Raw genomic sequence first — 16,029 nt, forward strand, 5'->3', positions numbered from 1 at the left:
CACGGAGTCCACCTCGCTCCGCGTCAGACCCCACCGGTCGACAACGCAGGAACACCGAGCCGGGAGGCACGGCACACCCCCGCCGCGCACCAGGACTCCTGAATTGTCACCCCCGGCCCTGGAGGCCCCACCTCCGCCGCCACGGCCGCACAGCCGAGAATCCCAGCCCCGGCCCAGAACCTCGCGGCCGAGGCCGCGCCTCGCCTGCAACTCGCGCCTCGCGCACGGAGTCCACCTCGCTCCGCGTCAGACCCCACCGGTCGACAACGCAGGAACACCGAGCCGGGAGGCACGGCACACCCCCGCCGCGCACCAGGACTCCTGAATTGTCACCGCTGGTCACTCGTCGCCGCGCTGGTTCTGGGCGCCGCTGCTTCTGGGCGCCGCTGCTTCGGGGCGCCGCTGCTTCGGGGCGCCGCTGCTTCGGGGCGCCGCTGGTCAGCGGTCGCCGCTGGTGCGGGGCGCGGCGGGCGGACCGCCGCGCCGCGCCGCGCAGGACAGCTCACGCTGCGAGCCGCCGCCGACGCGCCGTGAATCGCCGCTCAGGCGTGCGCGACGGCCGCGCCACGGCGCTCGCCCCGCCGCACGATCGGCCCGACGATCGCGCGCCAGCCGAGCAGGAACACCCCGAGGACCACACTGGCCACGATGAAGAACGACACGGGCAACGGATTCCCGTGCTCGACGCCCTGCCCCGCGGTGACCCGGATCGCCATGCCGACGAGCACGGTGAGGATCCAGGCCACGACACCGGTCGGCCACAGCGCCAGCGGCCGGGACCACGCCCCGCTCGTGACGTAGGCGATCGCCCAGCCCGCGAGGAACGGGTAGGCCGTGATCCACAGCGTCACGGGTGTGGCCCCCTCGCCGTGCGAGAGCCGTCCGATGAGCGCGAAGACGACGACGAGGACGACGTCGATCACGGCCGCGAGCCAGCCGAAGGTGCGTGTGGTCACGAAGCCATTGTCGCGCACCGACTCGTGCACCAACGCCGAGCGGCGGTCGGCACCCCGATCCGTGCCGGCCCGATGACAGCCACGATCAGAACAGGCCGCCGCGCGGGGGCGTGCCCGGCACGTCGAGCCCGCGGAACATGTCGGACACCAGGGCCTCGATCTGCGGTTCCACCAGGCGCTCGATGGCCTCGGCGATGCGGTCGCGGTGTTCCACGAGCGCGAGGCACACCGCCGTCCCGGTGGCCCGAGCGCACTCGTCCGACAGCGCGATCTCGTGGTGCAGCGCGGCCTTGGCCTCGTCCGACAGCGGTTCCCGTGGCGAGGTCGCCTGGGCTCCGGTGCCGGTGAGTTCGGCGAGCGTGAACAGGAACGGCGAGCCGGGCTCGGGCTCCGGGTCGACGTCGAGACCCTGGAACTCCGGCGACAGTCCGTCGGCCGGCTGGTACCCCGCGGACCGCTTCCGTGCGTCGGAGCGGTCGAGTTCACGCTTGAGCAGCGGCAGGTTCTTGGCCGTGTAGTCGTCCACGGCGTCGTCGATGATGGTCGAGACCCGACCGATCAGCGCGTGCTGGACCGGATGCGGCACGTCCGGACCGAACCCCGCCGCGGTCGCGATCGGGGACCCCACGCAGCGCCGGCAGATGCGCGTCCGTGGCCGGGCCGACCCGATCTGCCACCGCGGCAACCAGCGGAGCCAGACGTCGACCGCGGTCCGCACGCGCCCGTCGATCCCGTCCACCCCTCAAGGGTACGGTCGGGAGGCCCGGTGCGCCCCCGTCCCGCACCGAACGGTGCAGAACCCATCTCTGTGCAGGATCACAGCGCGAGCCTGCGAGCCCGCAGGATCAAGCTGCTTCGGTGACGAAGTCGATCAACTCCTCGACCCGGCCGAGCAACGCCGGCTCTAGGTCGGCGTACGTCCGCACCTGCCCGAGGATCCGCTGCCACGCGTGCGCGATGTCCGCCTGGGACTCGTGGGGCCACCCGAGCGCGTCGCAGATGCCGTGCTTCCACTCGATCGACCGCGGGATCGTCGGCCACTCGCGCAGTCCGAGTCGCGCCGGCTTCACCGACTGCCACACGTCCACGTAGGGGTGCCCCACCACGAGGACGTGCCGACCCCACTTGCCCCGCATCACGGCGTCGGCGAACCGAGACTCCTTCGACCCGGGCACGAGGTGGTCGACGAGGACCCCGACGCGGCGTCCACGCTCGGGCCGGAACTCCTCGAGGACGTCGGCGAGGTTGTCCACCCCCGACAGGTACTCGACGACGACACCCTCGATCCGGAGGTCCGCCCCCCACACCTTCTCGACGAGTTCCGCGTCGTGGCGGCCCTCCACCATGATCCGGGAGGGCAGGGCGACCCGCGCCCGCTGTGGTCCCACCGCGAAGCTGCCGGAGGCGGTGCGCGCCCGACCGTCGGCGGTCCCGATGCCGGGCGCCGCGCCTCCCGGCCGGTTCGCGGCGCGCCCGCCGATCGGCGCGGCGGGACGCCCGAGCCGCACGAGCTCCCCCTCGAGCAGGAACTGCCCCGTCGCGGGGAACGAGCGCGTGCGCCCCTTCCAGTCCTCGAGCTCGACGAGACCGGCCTCGAGCCGGACGACCGCGCCGGCCCACCCCGACGCGGGGTCCTCGAGCACCATGTCCCGTTCGAGCGGGACCTCCCGCACCGTCTTCCGTCCCTGTGCTCGCCAGTCCCCGGCGAGCACGTCGGAGCCGTAGCGGTCGTCGCCGGATCCCGATTGCACCCGCCGAGGGTAACGTCGAGGCATCCCCTCCCCGGCCCGGCGGCGCGGTGCGTCGTGGTGCCGGGAGCATCCACCCCACCCCGAGAGGCCACCCATGCGTGCCACCGTCATCCACGCCGCCCGCGACATCCGCGTCGAGGACCGCGACGACCCCACCATCATCGAGCCGGGCGACGTCGTCGTCCGGGTCGTCGCCGCGTGCGTCTGCGGCTCCGACCTGTGGCCGTACCGCGGCGTCCGCCCGGTCGAGCCGCACACGATCGGCCACGAGTTCGTGGGCACCGTCACCGAGGTCGGGGACGCGGTCACGACCATCGCCCCCGGCGACTTCGTCATCGCGCCGTTCACGACGAACGACGGGACCTGCCAGGCGTGCCGCCACGGCATCACGTCGAGCTGCGAACACGGTTCGGTGTTCGGCGGCAAGCAGGACCCCTACGGCCACCCGATGGGTGGCGCCCAGGCCGAGATCGTGCGGGTCCCCGACGCGGAGGCGACCCTCGTGGTCGTCCCCGGCCCCGTCGACGACGCACTCGTGCCCTCGCTCCTCACGCTCTCGGACGTCTTCTCGACCGGGCACCACGCCGCGGTCTCCGCTGGGGTCGGCCCCGGCAAGACGGTCGTGGTGGTCGGCGACGGCGCGGTCGGCCTGTGCGCCGTGCTCGCGGCCGCCCGGCTCGGCGCCGACCGCATCATCGCGATGAGCCGCCACGAGGACCGCCAGCGGATCGCGCGCGAGTTCGGTGCGACGGACATCGTCGCCACCCGCGGTGACGAGGGCATCGACGAGGTCCGCGCCCTGCTCGGCGGCGAGCTCGCCGACTGCGCCCTGGAGGCCGTGGGCACCAAGGAGAGCATGGACCAGGCGCTGCGCGTGGTGCGGCCCGGCGGCGCCGTCGGGTACGTCGGCGTGCCGGCGGGTGGCCCGGAGCTCCCGATGTCGTTCCTGTTCGGCAAGAACATCACCGTCGCCGGTGGGGTCGCCCCGGTGCGCGCCTACCTGCCGGAGCTGCTGCCCGACGTGCTCTCACGCGCCGTCGACCCGGGGCGCGTGTTCGACCTGGAACTGCCCCTCGAAGAGGCCGCCGAGGCCTACGCGGCGATGGACGAGCGCCGCGCCGTCAAGGTGCTGCTCCGCCCGTAGCGGCGGTGCGTGGGCCGGGAGCGCGGGGCGGTGGTCAGCCGCCCGGCCCACGCGACGCGGCGGTGACGCCGACGCCGCGCTCATCGCGTTCCGCCGCTCGTCGCGCTCGTCGCTCGTCGCGCTCGTCGCGCTCAGGCGTCGTGCACGGCGAGCAGGCGATGGGGTGCCGCTTCGACCACGTGCCACGGCGTCCCCTCGGGCAGGACGCCGCGCAACTCGCCCGCGGTGTAGCTCCGACGGATCGAGCGCAGCCCGTCGACGCGGACGAAGGTCCCGGCGGCCACCGGTACGACCCCGAGCGCGTACGCGCGGTAGGCCGCCGCCGAGCGTCGGATGTCGCTGTGCACGACCCGGCGCGTCGCGAGCGTCACCGAGTCCGCGAGGAACGCCGCCCGTGCCGCATCGTCGAGGTGGTGCAGGACGTGGTTCGACACCACCACGTCGAACCGCTCCCCCGCCGCGACGAGGTCCTCGCTCGACGCCCGCCGGAAGACCACGCCGTCGGTGGTCGTCCGCTCCGCCGCCCGGATCGCCCGGGGGTCGGGGTCGATGCCGACGACCTCGACGCGATGTCCGGAGGCGTGCGCCCACCTCGCGATCGAGCGCGCCACGTCGCCGCCGCCGCATCCGAGGTCGAGCACGCGCGCGGGCCGCTCGACCGGGAGGACCGGCCGCACGAACCGCCGCCAGACCCCGCGCCAGCCGCCGACGAGCGGATTGACGATCGCGAAGCGCCGGAAGGTCCGGTCGAGGGCACGAGGGTCGCATGCGGGGTCGTCCATGACCTCGGCGAGGTCCGTCGCTCGGACGCTGAGATCCGGACGCAGGGGCTCGCCGAAGACGCGCGCGCCCCGCCGATGCTGCAGATCCGGGCCTGTCCCGACCGCCGCGTTCACGCTCGCACGACCTCGAGCGCTGCCGTCTCCACCGTCAGTCCCGGGCCGAACGCGAGGGCGACGACGCGGCTGCCGGGCTCCGCCCCGTCCTGCAGGATGCGGTCGAGCACGAACAAGACGGTGCCGCTCGACATGTTCCCGTGCTCGGCCAGCACGCGACGGGAGGCGTCGATCGCCATCGCGGGCAGCTGCAGTTCGTCCTCGACCCGGTCGAGGATGGCCCGGCCGCCCGGATGCACCGCCCAGAGCGGTACCGACGTCGCGTCGTCACACTCGATCGCCGCGAGGACCGGCGCCACGGCTTCTGCCACGTGCTGCTCGATGAGGTGGGGCACGGCCGAGGACAACACCATCTCGAAGCCCTCGTCGCCGATGTTCCACGCCATGTCGCCGGCTCCCTCCGGGATCACCGACGACGCGAACGCGTCGAGCCGCAGGGCCAGGGGCGCGTCGGGGTCCGGCTCCGCGGTGAACCGCGCGTCCGGGAGGTCCGGTGTCACGACCGCCGCGGCCGCTCCGTCACCGAACACGCTGTTGGCGACGATCTGGTCCGGGTCGTCGGAGGCCCGGATGTGCAGGGTGCACAGCTCCGCGCACACGACGAGCACGACGGCGTCGGGGTCCTCGGCGCAGAACGCCGCCGCGGTCCGGAGTGCCGGGAACGCGGCGTAGCAGCCCATGAACCCGATGTGGTGGCGGAACACCCCCGGTCGCATGCCGAGTTCCGTCGCCACGGCGAGGTCCGGGCCCGGCTGCGTGAACCCGGTGCAGGACACCGTGACGACGTGGGTGACCTGGTCGGCCGCGATGTCCGCCTTCGAGAGCGCGTCGGCGGCAGCGGCGACGAACAACGGGAGCGCGGTCTCGCGGTAGCGGTCGTTGCGGAACCGGGTCGACGGTGAGCGGATGACGCCGTGCTCATCCACGAAGTCGCTCGCGCCCTCGTGGAGGAGTTCGGAGAGCACGGTGTGCCGCTGGTCGACCGCCGAGGCACCGAACGCAGCCCCGACGATGCGCTGTCCGAGCCGACTCAACGCCGGCTGCGCCGCGAACAGCCCCTGCACCGCCCGCTGGTCGAGGGTGGTGGGCGGGACGGCCGTACCGACGGCGCGGATGATTGCGGGCACGATTCATCCTGCCACCGGCCCCCGCGCACCGCCCAGGCACGATGCACCCCGTGGTCGCCATGCGATCCGGGAACGTCGGATCGGGACCGACCACGGGGTCACGCCTCGTGGCGGCGGGACGACGATCTCGGCCGTACCGCCGGGCAGCGCGAGGTCAGGCCTGCGCGCGCTCCAACACCAGCTCACGGACACGGGCGGCGTCCGCCTGGCCCTTCATCGCCTTCATGACGGCGCCGATGATCGCACCGGCCGCCTGCACCTTGCCGTCGCGGATCTTGCCCAGGACGTCCGGCTGGGCACCGAGCGCCTGGTCGATCGCGGCGATGAGCGCGGTGTCGTCCGACACGACCTTCAGCCCGCGGGACTCGACGACCTCGGCCGGCGACCCCTCGCCGGCGATGACGCCCTCGAGCACCTGACGGGCGAGCCGGTCCGTGAGGTCCCCGGTGTCGACGAGCGCGATGAGTTCGGCCACCTGTGTGGGCGACACGAGATCGGCCGGAGCGGCGTCCTGGGCGTTGGCGATGCGGCTGATCTCGCCCGTCCACCACTTCCGGGCGGACTGCGGTTGTGCGCCGGCGGCGACGGTCTCCTCGACCTCGACGAGCAGACCGCCGTTCAGGACGTCCTGGAACTCCAGGTCCGCGAACCCCCATTCGGCCTTGAGACGACGACGACGCGCCGCCGGGGCTTCCGGAAGGGCCGCGCGGAGTTCCTCGATGAGCTCGGGCGCGGGCACCACGGGCAGCAGATCGGGCTCGGGGAAGTAGCGGTAGTCGTCGGCGTCGGACTTCGGACGCCCCGCCGAGGTACGGCCGGTGTCCTCGTGCCAGTGACGGGTCTCTTGCGTGATCGTCCCGCCGTTGGCGAGGATCGCGGCCTGCCGCTGGATCTCGTAGCGCACCGCACGCTCGACCGCGCGGAACGAGTTGACGTTCTTCGTCTCGGTGCGCGTCCCCAGGCGCTCCTGCCCGCGGGGGCGCAGCGACACGTTCGCGTCGCACCGCAGGTTCCCGCGCTCCATCCGCGCCTCGGACACCCCGAGCGCCCGGACGACGTCGCGGATGGTCTGCACGTAGGCGGCACCGAGCTCGGGCGCGCGGTGCTCCGCCCCGAAGATGGGACGCGTGACGATCTCGACGAGCGGCACGCCCGCTCGGTTGTAGTCGACCAGGGAGTACTCCGCGCCCTGGATGCGGCCCGTGGCCCCACCGACGTGCGTCAGCTTGCCGGCGTCCTCTTCCATGTGGGCACGCTCGATCGGCACCGTGAACATGGTGCCGTCGGCGAGCTCGACCTCGACCGACCCGTCGAACGCGATGGGCTCGTCGTACTGGGAGATCTGGTAGTTCTTCGCCAAGTCCGGGTAGAAGTAGTTCTTCCGGGCGAAGCGCGAGGACTCGGCGATCGAGCAGCCGAGCGCCAGACCGAGGCTGATCGAGTAGCGGATCGCCTGCTCGTTCACGACCGGGAGCGACCCGGGCAGCCCGAGGTCGACCGGCGTGATGTTGGTGTTCGGCTCGCCGCCGAAGAAGTTCGGCGCATCGGAGAACATCTTGGTCTTCGTCGCGAGCTCGACGTGGACCTCGAACCCGAGCACGGGCTCGAAGCGCTCGATCGCCTCGTCGAAGTCCATGAGTGCGTCCTTGGCCATCAGATCACGCCTTCTTCCGCTGCCGACTGCTGAGTCTCGTCGAGGTCGGGGACCTGCGAGATGAGGGTGCGCCCCCACGAGTCCTCGAGCAGACGCTCGAGCGCCGCGCCGTACCGGTAGAGGCGGGCGTCCTGACGCGCGGGTGCCATGAGCTGCACGCCCGTGGGCAGGCCGTCCTCGGGTGCCAACCCCATGGGGATGCTCATGCCCGGGATCCCGGCGAGGTTCGCGGGGATCGTCGTGAGGTCGTTGAGGTACATCGCGAGCGGGTCGTCGATCTTCTCGCCGAGGGGGAACGCCGTGGTGGGCGCACTGGGGCTGACGAGCAGGTCGACCTGTTCGAAGGCGCGGTCGAAGTCACGCTGCACGAGCGTGCGGACCTTCTGCGCGCTGCCGTAGTACGCGTCGTAGTAGCCGGCGCTCAGGGCGTAGGTGCCGAGGATGATGCGGCGCTTGACCTCCGGACCGAAGCCGGCCTCGCGCGTCGCCGCCATGACGTCCTCGACCGTGCCACCGGCCGCGGGCGTGACGCGCATGCCGAACCGGACCGAGTCGAACTTGGCGAGGTTCGACGAGGCCTCGGCCGGGAGGATCAGGTAGTACGCGCTGATCGCGTACGCGAAGCTCGGCGCGTCGATCTCGACCACCGTGGCCCCTGCCGACTCGAGCAGGGCGACGGTCTCGGTGAAGCGCTGCGTGACGCCGGCCTGGAAGCCGTCGCCACCGAGCTCCTTCACGACGCCGATCCGGACCCCGGCCAGGGTGCCGTCCTGGAGACCGGAGCGAGCGGCGTCCGCGAAGGACGGCCAGGCGTCGGTGAGGGACGTCGAGTCGCGCGGGTCGTGTCCGCCGATGACGTCGTGCACGAGCGCGGCGTCGAGCACCGTCCGTGACACGGGCCCCACCTGGTCCAGTGAGGACGCGAGCGCGATCGCACCGTAGCGGCTCACGCCGCCGTACGTCGGCTTGACACCGACCGTTCCGGTCACCGCACCCGGCTGGCGGATCGATCCACCCGTGTCGCTGCCGAGCGCGACCGGTGCCTCGTACGCGGCGACGGCCGCTGCGGAGCCGCCCCCCGAGCCTCCCGGGATGCGGTCGAGGTCCCACGGGTTGCGCGTGGGCCCGTACGCCGAGAACTCGGTCGACGATCCCATGGCGAACTCGTCCATGTTGGTCTTGCCGAGCGGGACCATGCCCGCCTGGCGGAGCCGGGCGACGACCGTGGCGTCGTACGGCGGCACCCAGCCTTCGAGGATCCGCGAGCCGGAGGTCGTGGGCATGTCCTGCGTGCAGAGGACGTCCTTGATGGCGACGGGCACCCCGGCGAGCGGGCCGAGGGCGTCACCCGCGGCGCGTCGAGCGTCCACGGCCTGGGCCACGGCGAGCGCGGACTCGTTGACGTGGAGGAACGCGTGCACGTCGGTGTCGACGGCGGCGATGCGGTCCAGGTGGGCCTGGGTGACCTCGACGCTCGACAGGTCGCGGGCGACGAGCGCGTCGGCGAGCGCCGCCGCGGTCATCCCGGTGATCTCGGCGCTCACTGTTCCTCTCCCAGGATCGCGGTGACCCGGAACCGGGAGCCGTCGGAGTCGGGCGCACCGGCGAGGGCCTGCTCCTGCGTCAGCGTCTGGCCGACCTCGTCCGGTCGGAACACGTTCTGCAGCGGGATCGGGTGACTGGTCGCGGGCACGTCCGGCGTCGCGACCTCGCTCACCTTGGCGACGCTCTCGACGATCTGCGAGAGCTCCCCGGTCAGGCGGCTGATCTCGTCCGGCGTGAGTGCGATGCGTGCGAGGTGCGCCAGATGCGCGACCTGCTCGCTCGTGATGTCAGGCATGGTGCTCCGTCGATCGGTTCGTGGGATGCCGACCAGTCTAGAGCGGCGGCGTCCGCCGACCGGGCCGCCGGGTCACTTGCCGGTGGACGGGGCCGGGATCGTCGCCGTGGTGGAGGACGAGCCGGACCGGGCGGTCGACTTCGCGGAGGTCGACCCGACCATCGTGGGGTCGGGCGTCGGCAGGGCATCGCCGCCGTACTTCTGGTCGAGCGTCGTCATCATGGTCCGGCCGACGCCGAACTTGGCGCTGTAGCCGGTGGTCCCGGCGAGCATCGGGACGTTCGCGAGCCCGACGGCCCCCTTCACGTTGCCGATCCAGGTCGCGTTCGTGTACTTCGTCGTCGAGGTGACGAGCCAGTTCTGCACGTCGGCGTCGGTCGTGCCGGTCTTGGCGAACTTCGGGGTGCTGTCGCCGGGGTTCGCCGAGGCCGCGGTGCCGCTGCCCTGCAGGACGCCCTGCAACGCGTAGTCGACCGTGGCGGCGACCTGCGCGGAGACACCGCGGGTGCACGTCGTCGGGGTCGGCGCGATCGACTTGCCGTTCGCCTGCGTCACCTTGTCGATCGCGACCGGCGTGCAGAACACCCCGCCGTTCGCGAACCCGGCGTAGGCGCTCGCCAGGGTGAGCGGCGAGAGCTCGTTGACGCCGAGGATCATCGACGGCCCCTCGAACAGTCCGCTCGCACCGTTCGCCTTGTGGATGCCCATCGCCTCGGCGAGCTTCGCGATCTGGCACAGGTCGAGCTGCTTGCCCATCGCGGCGAACGCGGTGTTGATCGACTCCGCCGTCGCGAGCATGACGCTCATCGACGCCGGGACCGCCTCGGCGTTCGCGACGGACCAGGGGGCACCCGCGATGTTCTCGCACGTGTTCGTGAACTCCGCGGTCGGGTAGGTGTGCTCCGTCGTGTTCACGTACTGGTTCAGGGTGTGCCCGGACGCGAGCCACTCGGCGAGCGTGAACACCTTGAACGTGGAGCCCGTCTGGAACCCGGTGGAACCGCCGTACGCCTGGTCGGTGCTGTAGTTCACCGAGGTCGAGCCCGGAGGCGCCGCATCCGACTGGTTGAAGCTCGTGTTCTGCACCATCGACAGCACGCGACCCGTGCCGGGCTGGATGGTGACGTTCGAACCACCGATGTGGACGTAGGTCATCGTCGACGGCACGTAGGTCGAGAGCGCGGACTGCGCCGTCGCCTGCAGATCCAGGTCGAGCGAGGTGTAGATCTTCAGGCCCTTGGTGTCGAGGGTGGTGATCCGGTCGGCCTCGGTGGTGCCGAAGGCGCTGTCGTGGAGCACGACGTTCCGCACGTAGTCGCAGAAGTACCCGGCGTCGTACTGGACCGCCGCGGCGCACCCGTTCGTCGTCGCGGTGATCTTCGGCGTGATCGGGGCCGCGATCGCCGCGTCGCGCTGCTGCTTCGTGATGTCGTGGTGCACGTACATGCGCTTGAGCACGTAGTCGCGGCGCGCCTTGGTGAGCGCGTACCCGTTCGCCGAGCCGTTGTCCGTGTCGGCCGGCTCGTCGATCCGGAGGTTCGCCGGGTTGTTGAGGATCGCGACGAGCGTCGCCGACTGCTCCAGGTTCAACTGCGCGGCCGTGACCCCGAAGTAGTACTCGGCACCGGCCTCGACGCCGTACACACGACCGCCGAGCCCGACGATGTTGAGGTACCCCGTGAGGATCTGTGACTTCGAGTACTTCTTGTTCACGGCGATCGCGTACCGCATCTCCTGCAGCTTCCGCTGCGGGGACACCTCGGTGACGTGCTGGTAGCAGGAGTCGATCTTCGACTGCGTCCCGAGCTGCTCGCACTGCTGGACGAGGACGTTCTTGACGTACTGCTGGGTGATCGACGACCCGCCCTGGACGTCCTTGCCGAGGGCGGTCGACGCCGCACCACGGAGCGTGCCGACGACGTCGATCCCGCCCTCGGTGGCGAACCGCGGGTCCTCGGTGTCGATCGCGGCCTGCTTCACCGTGGTGGCGATCGCCGAGTCCTTGACGATCACGCGGTTCTCCGCGAAGAACGACGCGATCGCGACGTCCTGGCCGCCCTTCTTGGCGTAGATCGTCGAGACCTGCTGCGGCGTCGAGATGTCGAGGTAGCTCGGCAGGTCCTCGAAGAACTCGGCCGCCGACGACACCCCCTGCCCGGCGAGCGCGACGCCCGGCGTGACCGCGACGGCGACGAGGACGCCTGCCACGACCGCCATGACGACGAAGAGGAGGAACGCTCCAGGCCACCGCACGACACGCATGTGATGACGGTACGGACTACCGCTGTACCCGGGCCGCTGCGACTCGCCCCGAATCTGCGTGGATGCTCAGGCCCAGCGGGTCAATCGCGCAGCTGGACGTCCTGCGGACGCACGAGCAGCAGGTCGGGGGACTCCGGCCCGCCGCCACCACCACCACCGCTGCCGCTCCCGCTGCCGCTCGCAGCGGTGCCAGCGACCGCACCTTCCGCGGTCAGGACGGTCCGCCCCGAGGGGTCCGCGCCCGTGACGAGGTCGGAGCGGCCGACCGCGATGAGCGCGACGTCGTGGATGGATGCCGTCCCGGGCACGAGGTACTCGTTGTGGCCGTACGGGCGCCGGAACACCTCCTCGTCCTCGCGGTGATCGACCCCGCCGCGCAGGTCGAGCACGGTCGACCCGAACCCGGGGGCCGCCGGATCGGTGCCGAAGTACCCGGTTCCCGCCACCGGATCCCAGTGTGCGGCGCCGACGAACACCTGCCCCGCCGGCACGGCCAGCTCGGACGCGCGGGTGACCGCGCTGCCCGGCGATCCGAGCACGGTCAGGCTGTCGACGTGGATACGCCCGGACGACAAGGCCAGCAGGGCGGTCGTCGACCCGTACGAGTGCGCGACGACGGACACCCGCACCGGATCCGCCGTCCTGGTCGCGTCGATGCCCTCCACCACCCGCTCGAGACGCACCGCCCCGGCCCGGGCCAGTCCCACCGACAACACGTTCGTCAGGTCCGGCGTGCGGTAGCCGAGCCACGCGACGACCGCCACACCGCCCCGGCCACCACGAGCGAGGGGTGTCAGGGTCGCCTGCTCGCGGTACAGGTCCGCGCCCGTCGCGGTCCAGTCGGCGAACTGCCCGGAGACGGTGAAGAACATCCCGGGCACCATCACCGTCACGTCCGAAGCGGTCGTGAGGTCGCCCATCGCGATCGCCGCCCGCCCGGACCCGCGAGGATCGAGGGTCAGGAGCTGCTTCGGCGGGTCCTCCGGCCCCCGTACGAGCGCCGTCCGCACCTGCTCGAGCATCCGGAGGCGGGACGCCGACCCGGAGTCCGGGGCACGCGCGGTCCGGAGGTCCTCCCCCAGCACCCGCCGGTTCGCCCGGTCACGCACCGGGTACGGGACGCCCTCGAGGTTCCCCACCGCCTGCGGGGCGGACGTGACCAACCGGTGTCGGGCCTCCCGGCCGAGTCCGGACCACCACCGCGCGACGTCGCCGGCGTCCGGCGGGGCGTCGAGCAGCGTTCGCATGACCGGCCCCGCCAGGCGGGCGGCGTGCCGCAGCGTCGCGTCCGACGCCGACGACAGTCCCGACAGCAGCGCACGGCCGTGCAGGTCGTCGAGCCGCTCCGCCCGGGAGGCCCGGTGCACGCCCGTCGCGTCCGGCGCCGCCGCCTCCCGCGGGGCCGTCGCGACGACCACCTCCGCCGCTGGGCTCGACGCGGCCGCGGGCAGCGGCGTGGCCTCGATCACTCCGAGTGAGTGCACCGAGGCGGTGAGCAGTGCTGCGACGAGGAACAGCAGAGCGGTCTCCCCTGGGAAGGCCTGCCCGTCGCCGCCCTGTCGACGACGGGTGATGCACGCACCATCCTACGGACGTCCTCGTCATCCGGTCCGGGCGACGTGTGTCGCTCTCGCTCCGGACGATCACGCGTCCGGATGAACAGGCGTCGCCGAACCGGTTTCACCGATGCTGCGTCACTCGCTCGGGGTCGCCTCCGTCGCCGGAGCGCTCTCCTCCGCCGCCGGAGCGCTCTCCTCCGTCGTCGGTGCGACGTCGGCCGCCGCGATGTCCTCCGGGTCGCCTGCCGTGACGTCGTCTTGGTCGCCGTCCACCCCATCGGTCGGCTCGAGTGCGGCAGGACCTTCACGCACGAGCACCGCGAACTGGGCCGCGTCGATGATCCGCAGTCCGAGCTGTTCCGCCTTCGTCAGCTTCGAGCCGGCGCCGGGCCCAGCAGCCACGAAGTCGGTCTTCTTGCTCACGCTCGACGCCGCCTTGCCGCCCGCGGCGATGATCGCCTCTTGGGCGCCCTCGCGCGTGAACCCCTCGAGCGAGCCCGTCGCGACCACCGTGATGCCGGACAGCACGCCGCCCTCCACCGCCGCGCCGCCGGGGCCCGGGTGATCGGGCGTCGTGAACTGCACGCCGGCCGCCGTCCAGCGCTCGATGATCTCACGGTGCCAGTCGACCTCGAACCACTCGAGGAGCGCGTCCGCGATGATCCCGCCGACGCCGTCCACGGCCGCGAGCTCGTCGCGCGACGCCGACCGGATGGCGTCGAGGGACCCGAAGTGTGACGCGAGCGCTCGGGCCGCGACCGGACCCACGTGGCGGATGCTCAGCCCCACGAGGATGCGCCAGAGCGGCTTCGTCTTCGCCGCGTCGATGTTCCTCAGCATCTCGAACGCGTTCTTCGACGGGTACCGCCCCGGCTCTCCCCGGTAGTCCGCTCCGCGAGCCTCCGGGTCGAACGGCGGATCGGTCTTCTTGCGCGCGCGACTGAAGGGCGTCACTCGCTTCGGCACGGCCTGGCCGGTGGCATCGGTGTCGTCCTCGAGTCGCACCATGCCCGTCTCGGCGTCGCGCACGATGACCTCGATCGGGACGATGTCCTCCATCGTCAGGTCGAACAGCCCCGCCTCGGTCACCAACGGCGGTGTCTCGGGGAACAGGGGCTGCGTCAGCGCCGCCGCCGCGACTTCGCCGAGCCCCTCGATGTCGAGCGAACCCCGCGATGCGATGTGCTCCACACGACCGCGGACCTGCGCCGGGCAGCTCCGCGCGTTCGGGCAACGGAGGTCGATGTCGCCCTCCTTCGCCGGCCGGAGCTCCGTGCCGCACTCCGGGCACCGCGCCGGCATGACGAACTCGCGTTCGGAGCCGTCGCGGAGCTCGACGACGGGCCCGAGGACCTCGGGGATGACGTCGCCGGCCTTCCGCAGCACGACGGTGTCCCCGATGAGGACGCCCTTCGCCTTGACCACCTGCTGGTTGTGCAGCGTCGCCTGCCGGACCACCGACCCGGCGACCTCGGCCGGCGCCATCGCGGCGAACGGCGTGGCACGGCCGGTGCGTCCGACACTCACGACGATGTCGAGCAGCTTCGTGTGGACCTCCTCCGGCGGGTACTTGTAGGCGGTCGCCCACCGGGGCGCGCGCGAGGTCGCCCCGAGCTCCTCGTGCAGCGCGAGGTCGTCGACCTTGACGACGATGCCGTCGATCTGGTGCTCGACGCTCGCGCGGCGCTCCCCGTAGTCCCGCACGAACCCGATGACCTCGTCGATCGTGTCGAACACGCGGTAGTGGGTGCTCGTCGGCAGACCCCAGCCGCGGAGCAGGTCGTAGACCTCGGACTGCGCCCGCACGTCGGTGTCGCGCTCGAGCTCCCGGACCGGCCAGGCGCCGATCCCGTGCACGAGCATCCGCAGCCGCCGGAGGCGGTCGACCATGAGCGCCCGCTTCGCCGGGGACTTGCCCTCTTCCTTCTGACGGAGCGAACCGGCCGCTGCGTTCCGCGGGTTGGCGAACACGCGCTCGCCGGCCTCGCGCTGCCGCGCGTTGAGCTCGTCGAACTCGGCGACGGGGAAGAAGATCTCGCCTCGGACCTCCACGATCGGTGGATGTCCGGACCCCGCGAGGCGCTCGGGGATGGTGCCCATCGTCAGGACGTTGCCGGTGACGTCCTCGCCCACCACGCCGTCGCCCCGGGTCGCCGCCGTGACGAGTCGGCCGTGTTCGTACCGGAGGTTGATCGCGAGCCCGTCGATCTTCAGCTCGGTGAGGAACCGGACCCGCTCGGCACCGGCGTCACGCTCCACCTTGACGGCCCACTCGGTCAGTTCCTCCGGGCTGAAGACGTTGTCGAGGCTCAGCATGCGCTCGGCGTGCTCGACGGGCGCGAACTGCGTCGTCTCAGCCCGGCCGCCGACCGTCTGGGTGGGGCTGTCCGCCGTCAGGAGTTCGGGGAACCGCTGTTCGATCGCGTCGAGACGCCGGACCATCGCGTCGTACTCGGCGTCCGTGACGGTCGAGGCGTTCTGCTCGTAGTACGCGTCCCGGAGCTCCGCGATCCGGGTCCGGAGGCGGTCGGTCTCCTCACGCGCCTGGTGGCCGTCGAGGTCCCCGACGTCGATGGTCTCGAACGTCTCCTCGACGGCGGGTGCGGCGTCCGCGGGCTCGGTGCTCATGGTCCAGTTCTACCGGTCGCCACCGACGCGGGGACGCCCGGCGGGGCCTCCCTCCGGGCGGCGTCGAGTCCCCGGGCTGCGACGCCTGCCGCGCTCGTCGCCCCTCCATCCGTCGGCCCCTCCACGCCGCCGGCCCCGTCGACAACTCAGGACGATCCAGCCGGGAGGCCCCCCGCACCCCGCCACGCAACCGACCCTCCTGAATTCTCCGC

12 protein-coding genes are annotated in these 16,029 nt (G+C 72.1%); 1 reads left to right on the forward strand and 11 read right to left on the reverse strand.

Going from position 1 to position 16,029, the window contains the following annotated elements:
- Window positions 1-542 precede the first annotated feature (542 nt).
- The 3 genes from DEI82_RS15700 to DEI82_RS15710 all read right to left on the reverse strand — a co-directional run bounded on the left by DEI82_RS15700 (window position 543) and on the right by DEI82_RS15710 (window position 2,707).
- Window positions 543-956 carry a DUF3054 domain-containing protein gene (locus DEI82_RS15700; RefSeq protein WP_111027714.1) on the reverse strand — a complete coding sequence of 138 codons (414 nt, stop codon included), beginning with the start codon at window positions 954-956 and terminating at the stop codon, window positions 543-545.
- 85 nt (window positions 957-1,041) lie between these two features.
- The gene (locus DEI82_RS15705; RefSeq protein ID WP_181435257.1) at window positions 1,042-1,695 is read right to left on the reverse strand and encodes a spermidine/putrescine ABC transporter substrate-binding protein; all 654 of its coding nucleotides are present in this window, start codon (window positions 1,693-1,695) and stop codon (window positions 1,042-1,044) included.
- A 106-nt stretch (window positions 1,696-1,801) separates the two neighbouring features.
- Window positions 1,802-2,707: a DUF3097 domain-containing protein gene (locus tag DEI82_RS15710; RefSeq protein ID WP_258370181.1), complete on the reverse strand. Its 906-nt coding sequence runs from the start codon at window positions 2,705-2,707 to the stop codon at window positions 1,802-1,804.
- A gap of 94 nt (window positions 2,708-2,801) precedes the next feature.
- On the opposite strand from DEI82_RS15710, the gene DEI82_RS15715 reads away from it, so the two are divergent.
- A complete protein-coding gene (locus DEI82_RS15715; RefSeq protein WP_111011573.1) occupies window positions 2,802-3,851 on the forward strand; it encodes a zinc-binding dehydrogenase in 1,050 nt (349 codons plus the stop codon).
- A 131-nt stretch (window positions 3,852-3,982) separates the two neighbouring features.
- On the opposite strand, the gene DEI82_RS15720 is transcribed toward DEI82_RS15715, so the two are convergent.
- The 8 genes from DEI82_RS15720 to ligA all read right to left on the reverse strand — a co-directional run bounded on the left by DEI82_RS15720 (window position 3,983) and on the right by ligA (window position 15,817).
- Window positions 3,983-4,717: a methyltransferase domain-containing protein gene (locus DEI82_RS15720; protein WP_309146656.1), complete on the reverse strand. Its 735-nt coding sequence runs from the start codon at window positions 4,715-4,717 to the stop codon at window positions 3,983-3,985.
- 26 nt (window positions 4,718-4,743) lie between these two features.
- A complete protein-coding gene (locus tag DEI82_RS15725; protein WP_111011574.1) occupies window positions 4,744-5,874 on the reverse strand; it encodes a type III polyketide synthase in 1,131 nt (376 codons plus the stop codon).
- Between the two features lie 154 nt (window positions 5,875-6,028).
- Entirely contained in the window at window positions 6,029-7,528 is a 1,500-nt protein-coding gene (gene gatB / locus DEI82_RS15730) for an Asp-tRNA(Asn)/Glu-tRNA(Gln) amidotransferase subunit GatB (RefSeq protein WP_111037562.1), read from the reverse strand.
- Window positions 7,528-9,051, reverse strand: a complete 1,524-nt coding sequence (gatA, locus tag DEI82_RS15735) for an Asp-tRNA(Asn)/Glu-tRNA(Gln) amidotransferase subunit GatA (RefSeq protein WP_111013685.1) — start codon at window positions 9,049-9,051, stop codon at window positions 7,528-7,530. The genes gatB and gatA overlap by 1 nt, the downstream gene beginning before the upstream one ends.
- A 17-nt stretch (window positions 9,052-9,068) precedes the next feature.
- Window positions 9,069-9,368 carry an Asp-tRNA(Asn)/Glu-tRNA(Gln) amidotransferase subunit GatC gene (gene gatC / locus DEI82_RS15740; protein WP_111037563.1) on the reverse strand — a complete coding sequence of 100 codons (300 nt, stop codon included), beginning with the start codon at window positions 9,366-9,368 and terminating at the stop codon, window positions 9,069-9,071.
- Between the two features lie 72 nt (window positions 9,369-9,440).
- Window positions 9,441-11,630, reverse strand: a complete 2,190-nt coding sequence (locus tag DEI82_RS15745) for a transglycosylase domain-containing protein (protein WP_111013617.1) — start codon at window positions 11,628-11,630, stop codon at window positions 9,441-9,443.
- A gap of 80 nt (window positions 11,631-11,710) precedes the next feature.
- Window positions 11,711-13,114, reverse strand: a complete 1,404-nt coding sequence (locus tag DEI82_RS15750) for an alpha/beta hydrolase (RefSeq protein ID WP_146242953.1) — start codon at window positions 13,112-13,114, stop codon at window positions 11,711-11,713.
- Window positions 13,115-13,324: 210 nt separating this feature from the next.
- Window positions 13,325-15,817: an NAD-dependent DNA ligase LigA gene (gene ligA / locus DEI82_RS15755; RefSeq protein WP_111037565.1), complete on the reverse strand. Its 2,493-nt coding sequence runs from the start codon at window positions 15,815-15,817 to the stop codon at window positions 13,325-13,327.
- Window positions 15,818-16,029: the final 212 nt, after the last annotated feature.

The sequence above is a fragment of the Curtobacterium sp. MCBD17_019 genome, from assembly GCF_003234555.1.
Classification (GTDB): Bacteria; Actinomycetota; Actinomycetes; order Actinomycetales; family Microbacteriaceae; genus Curtobacterium.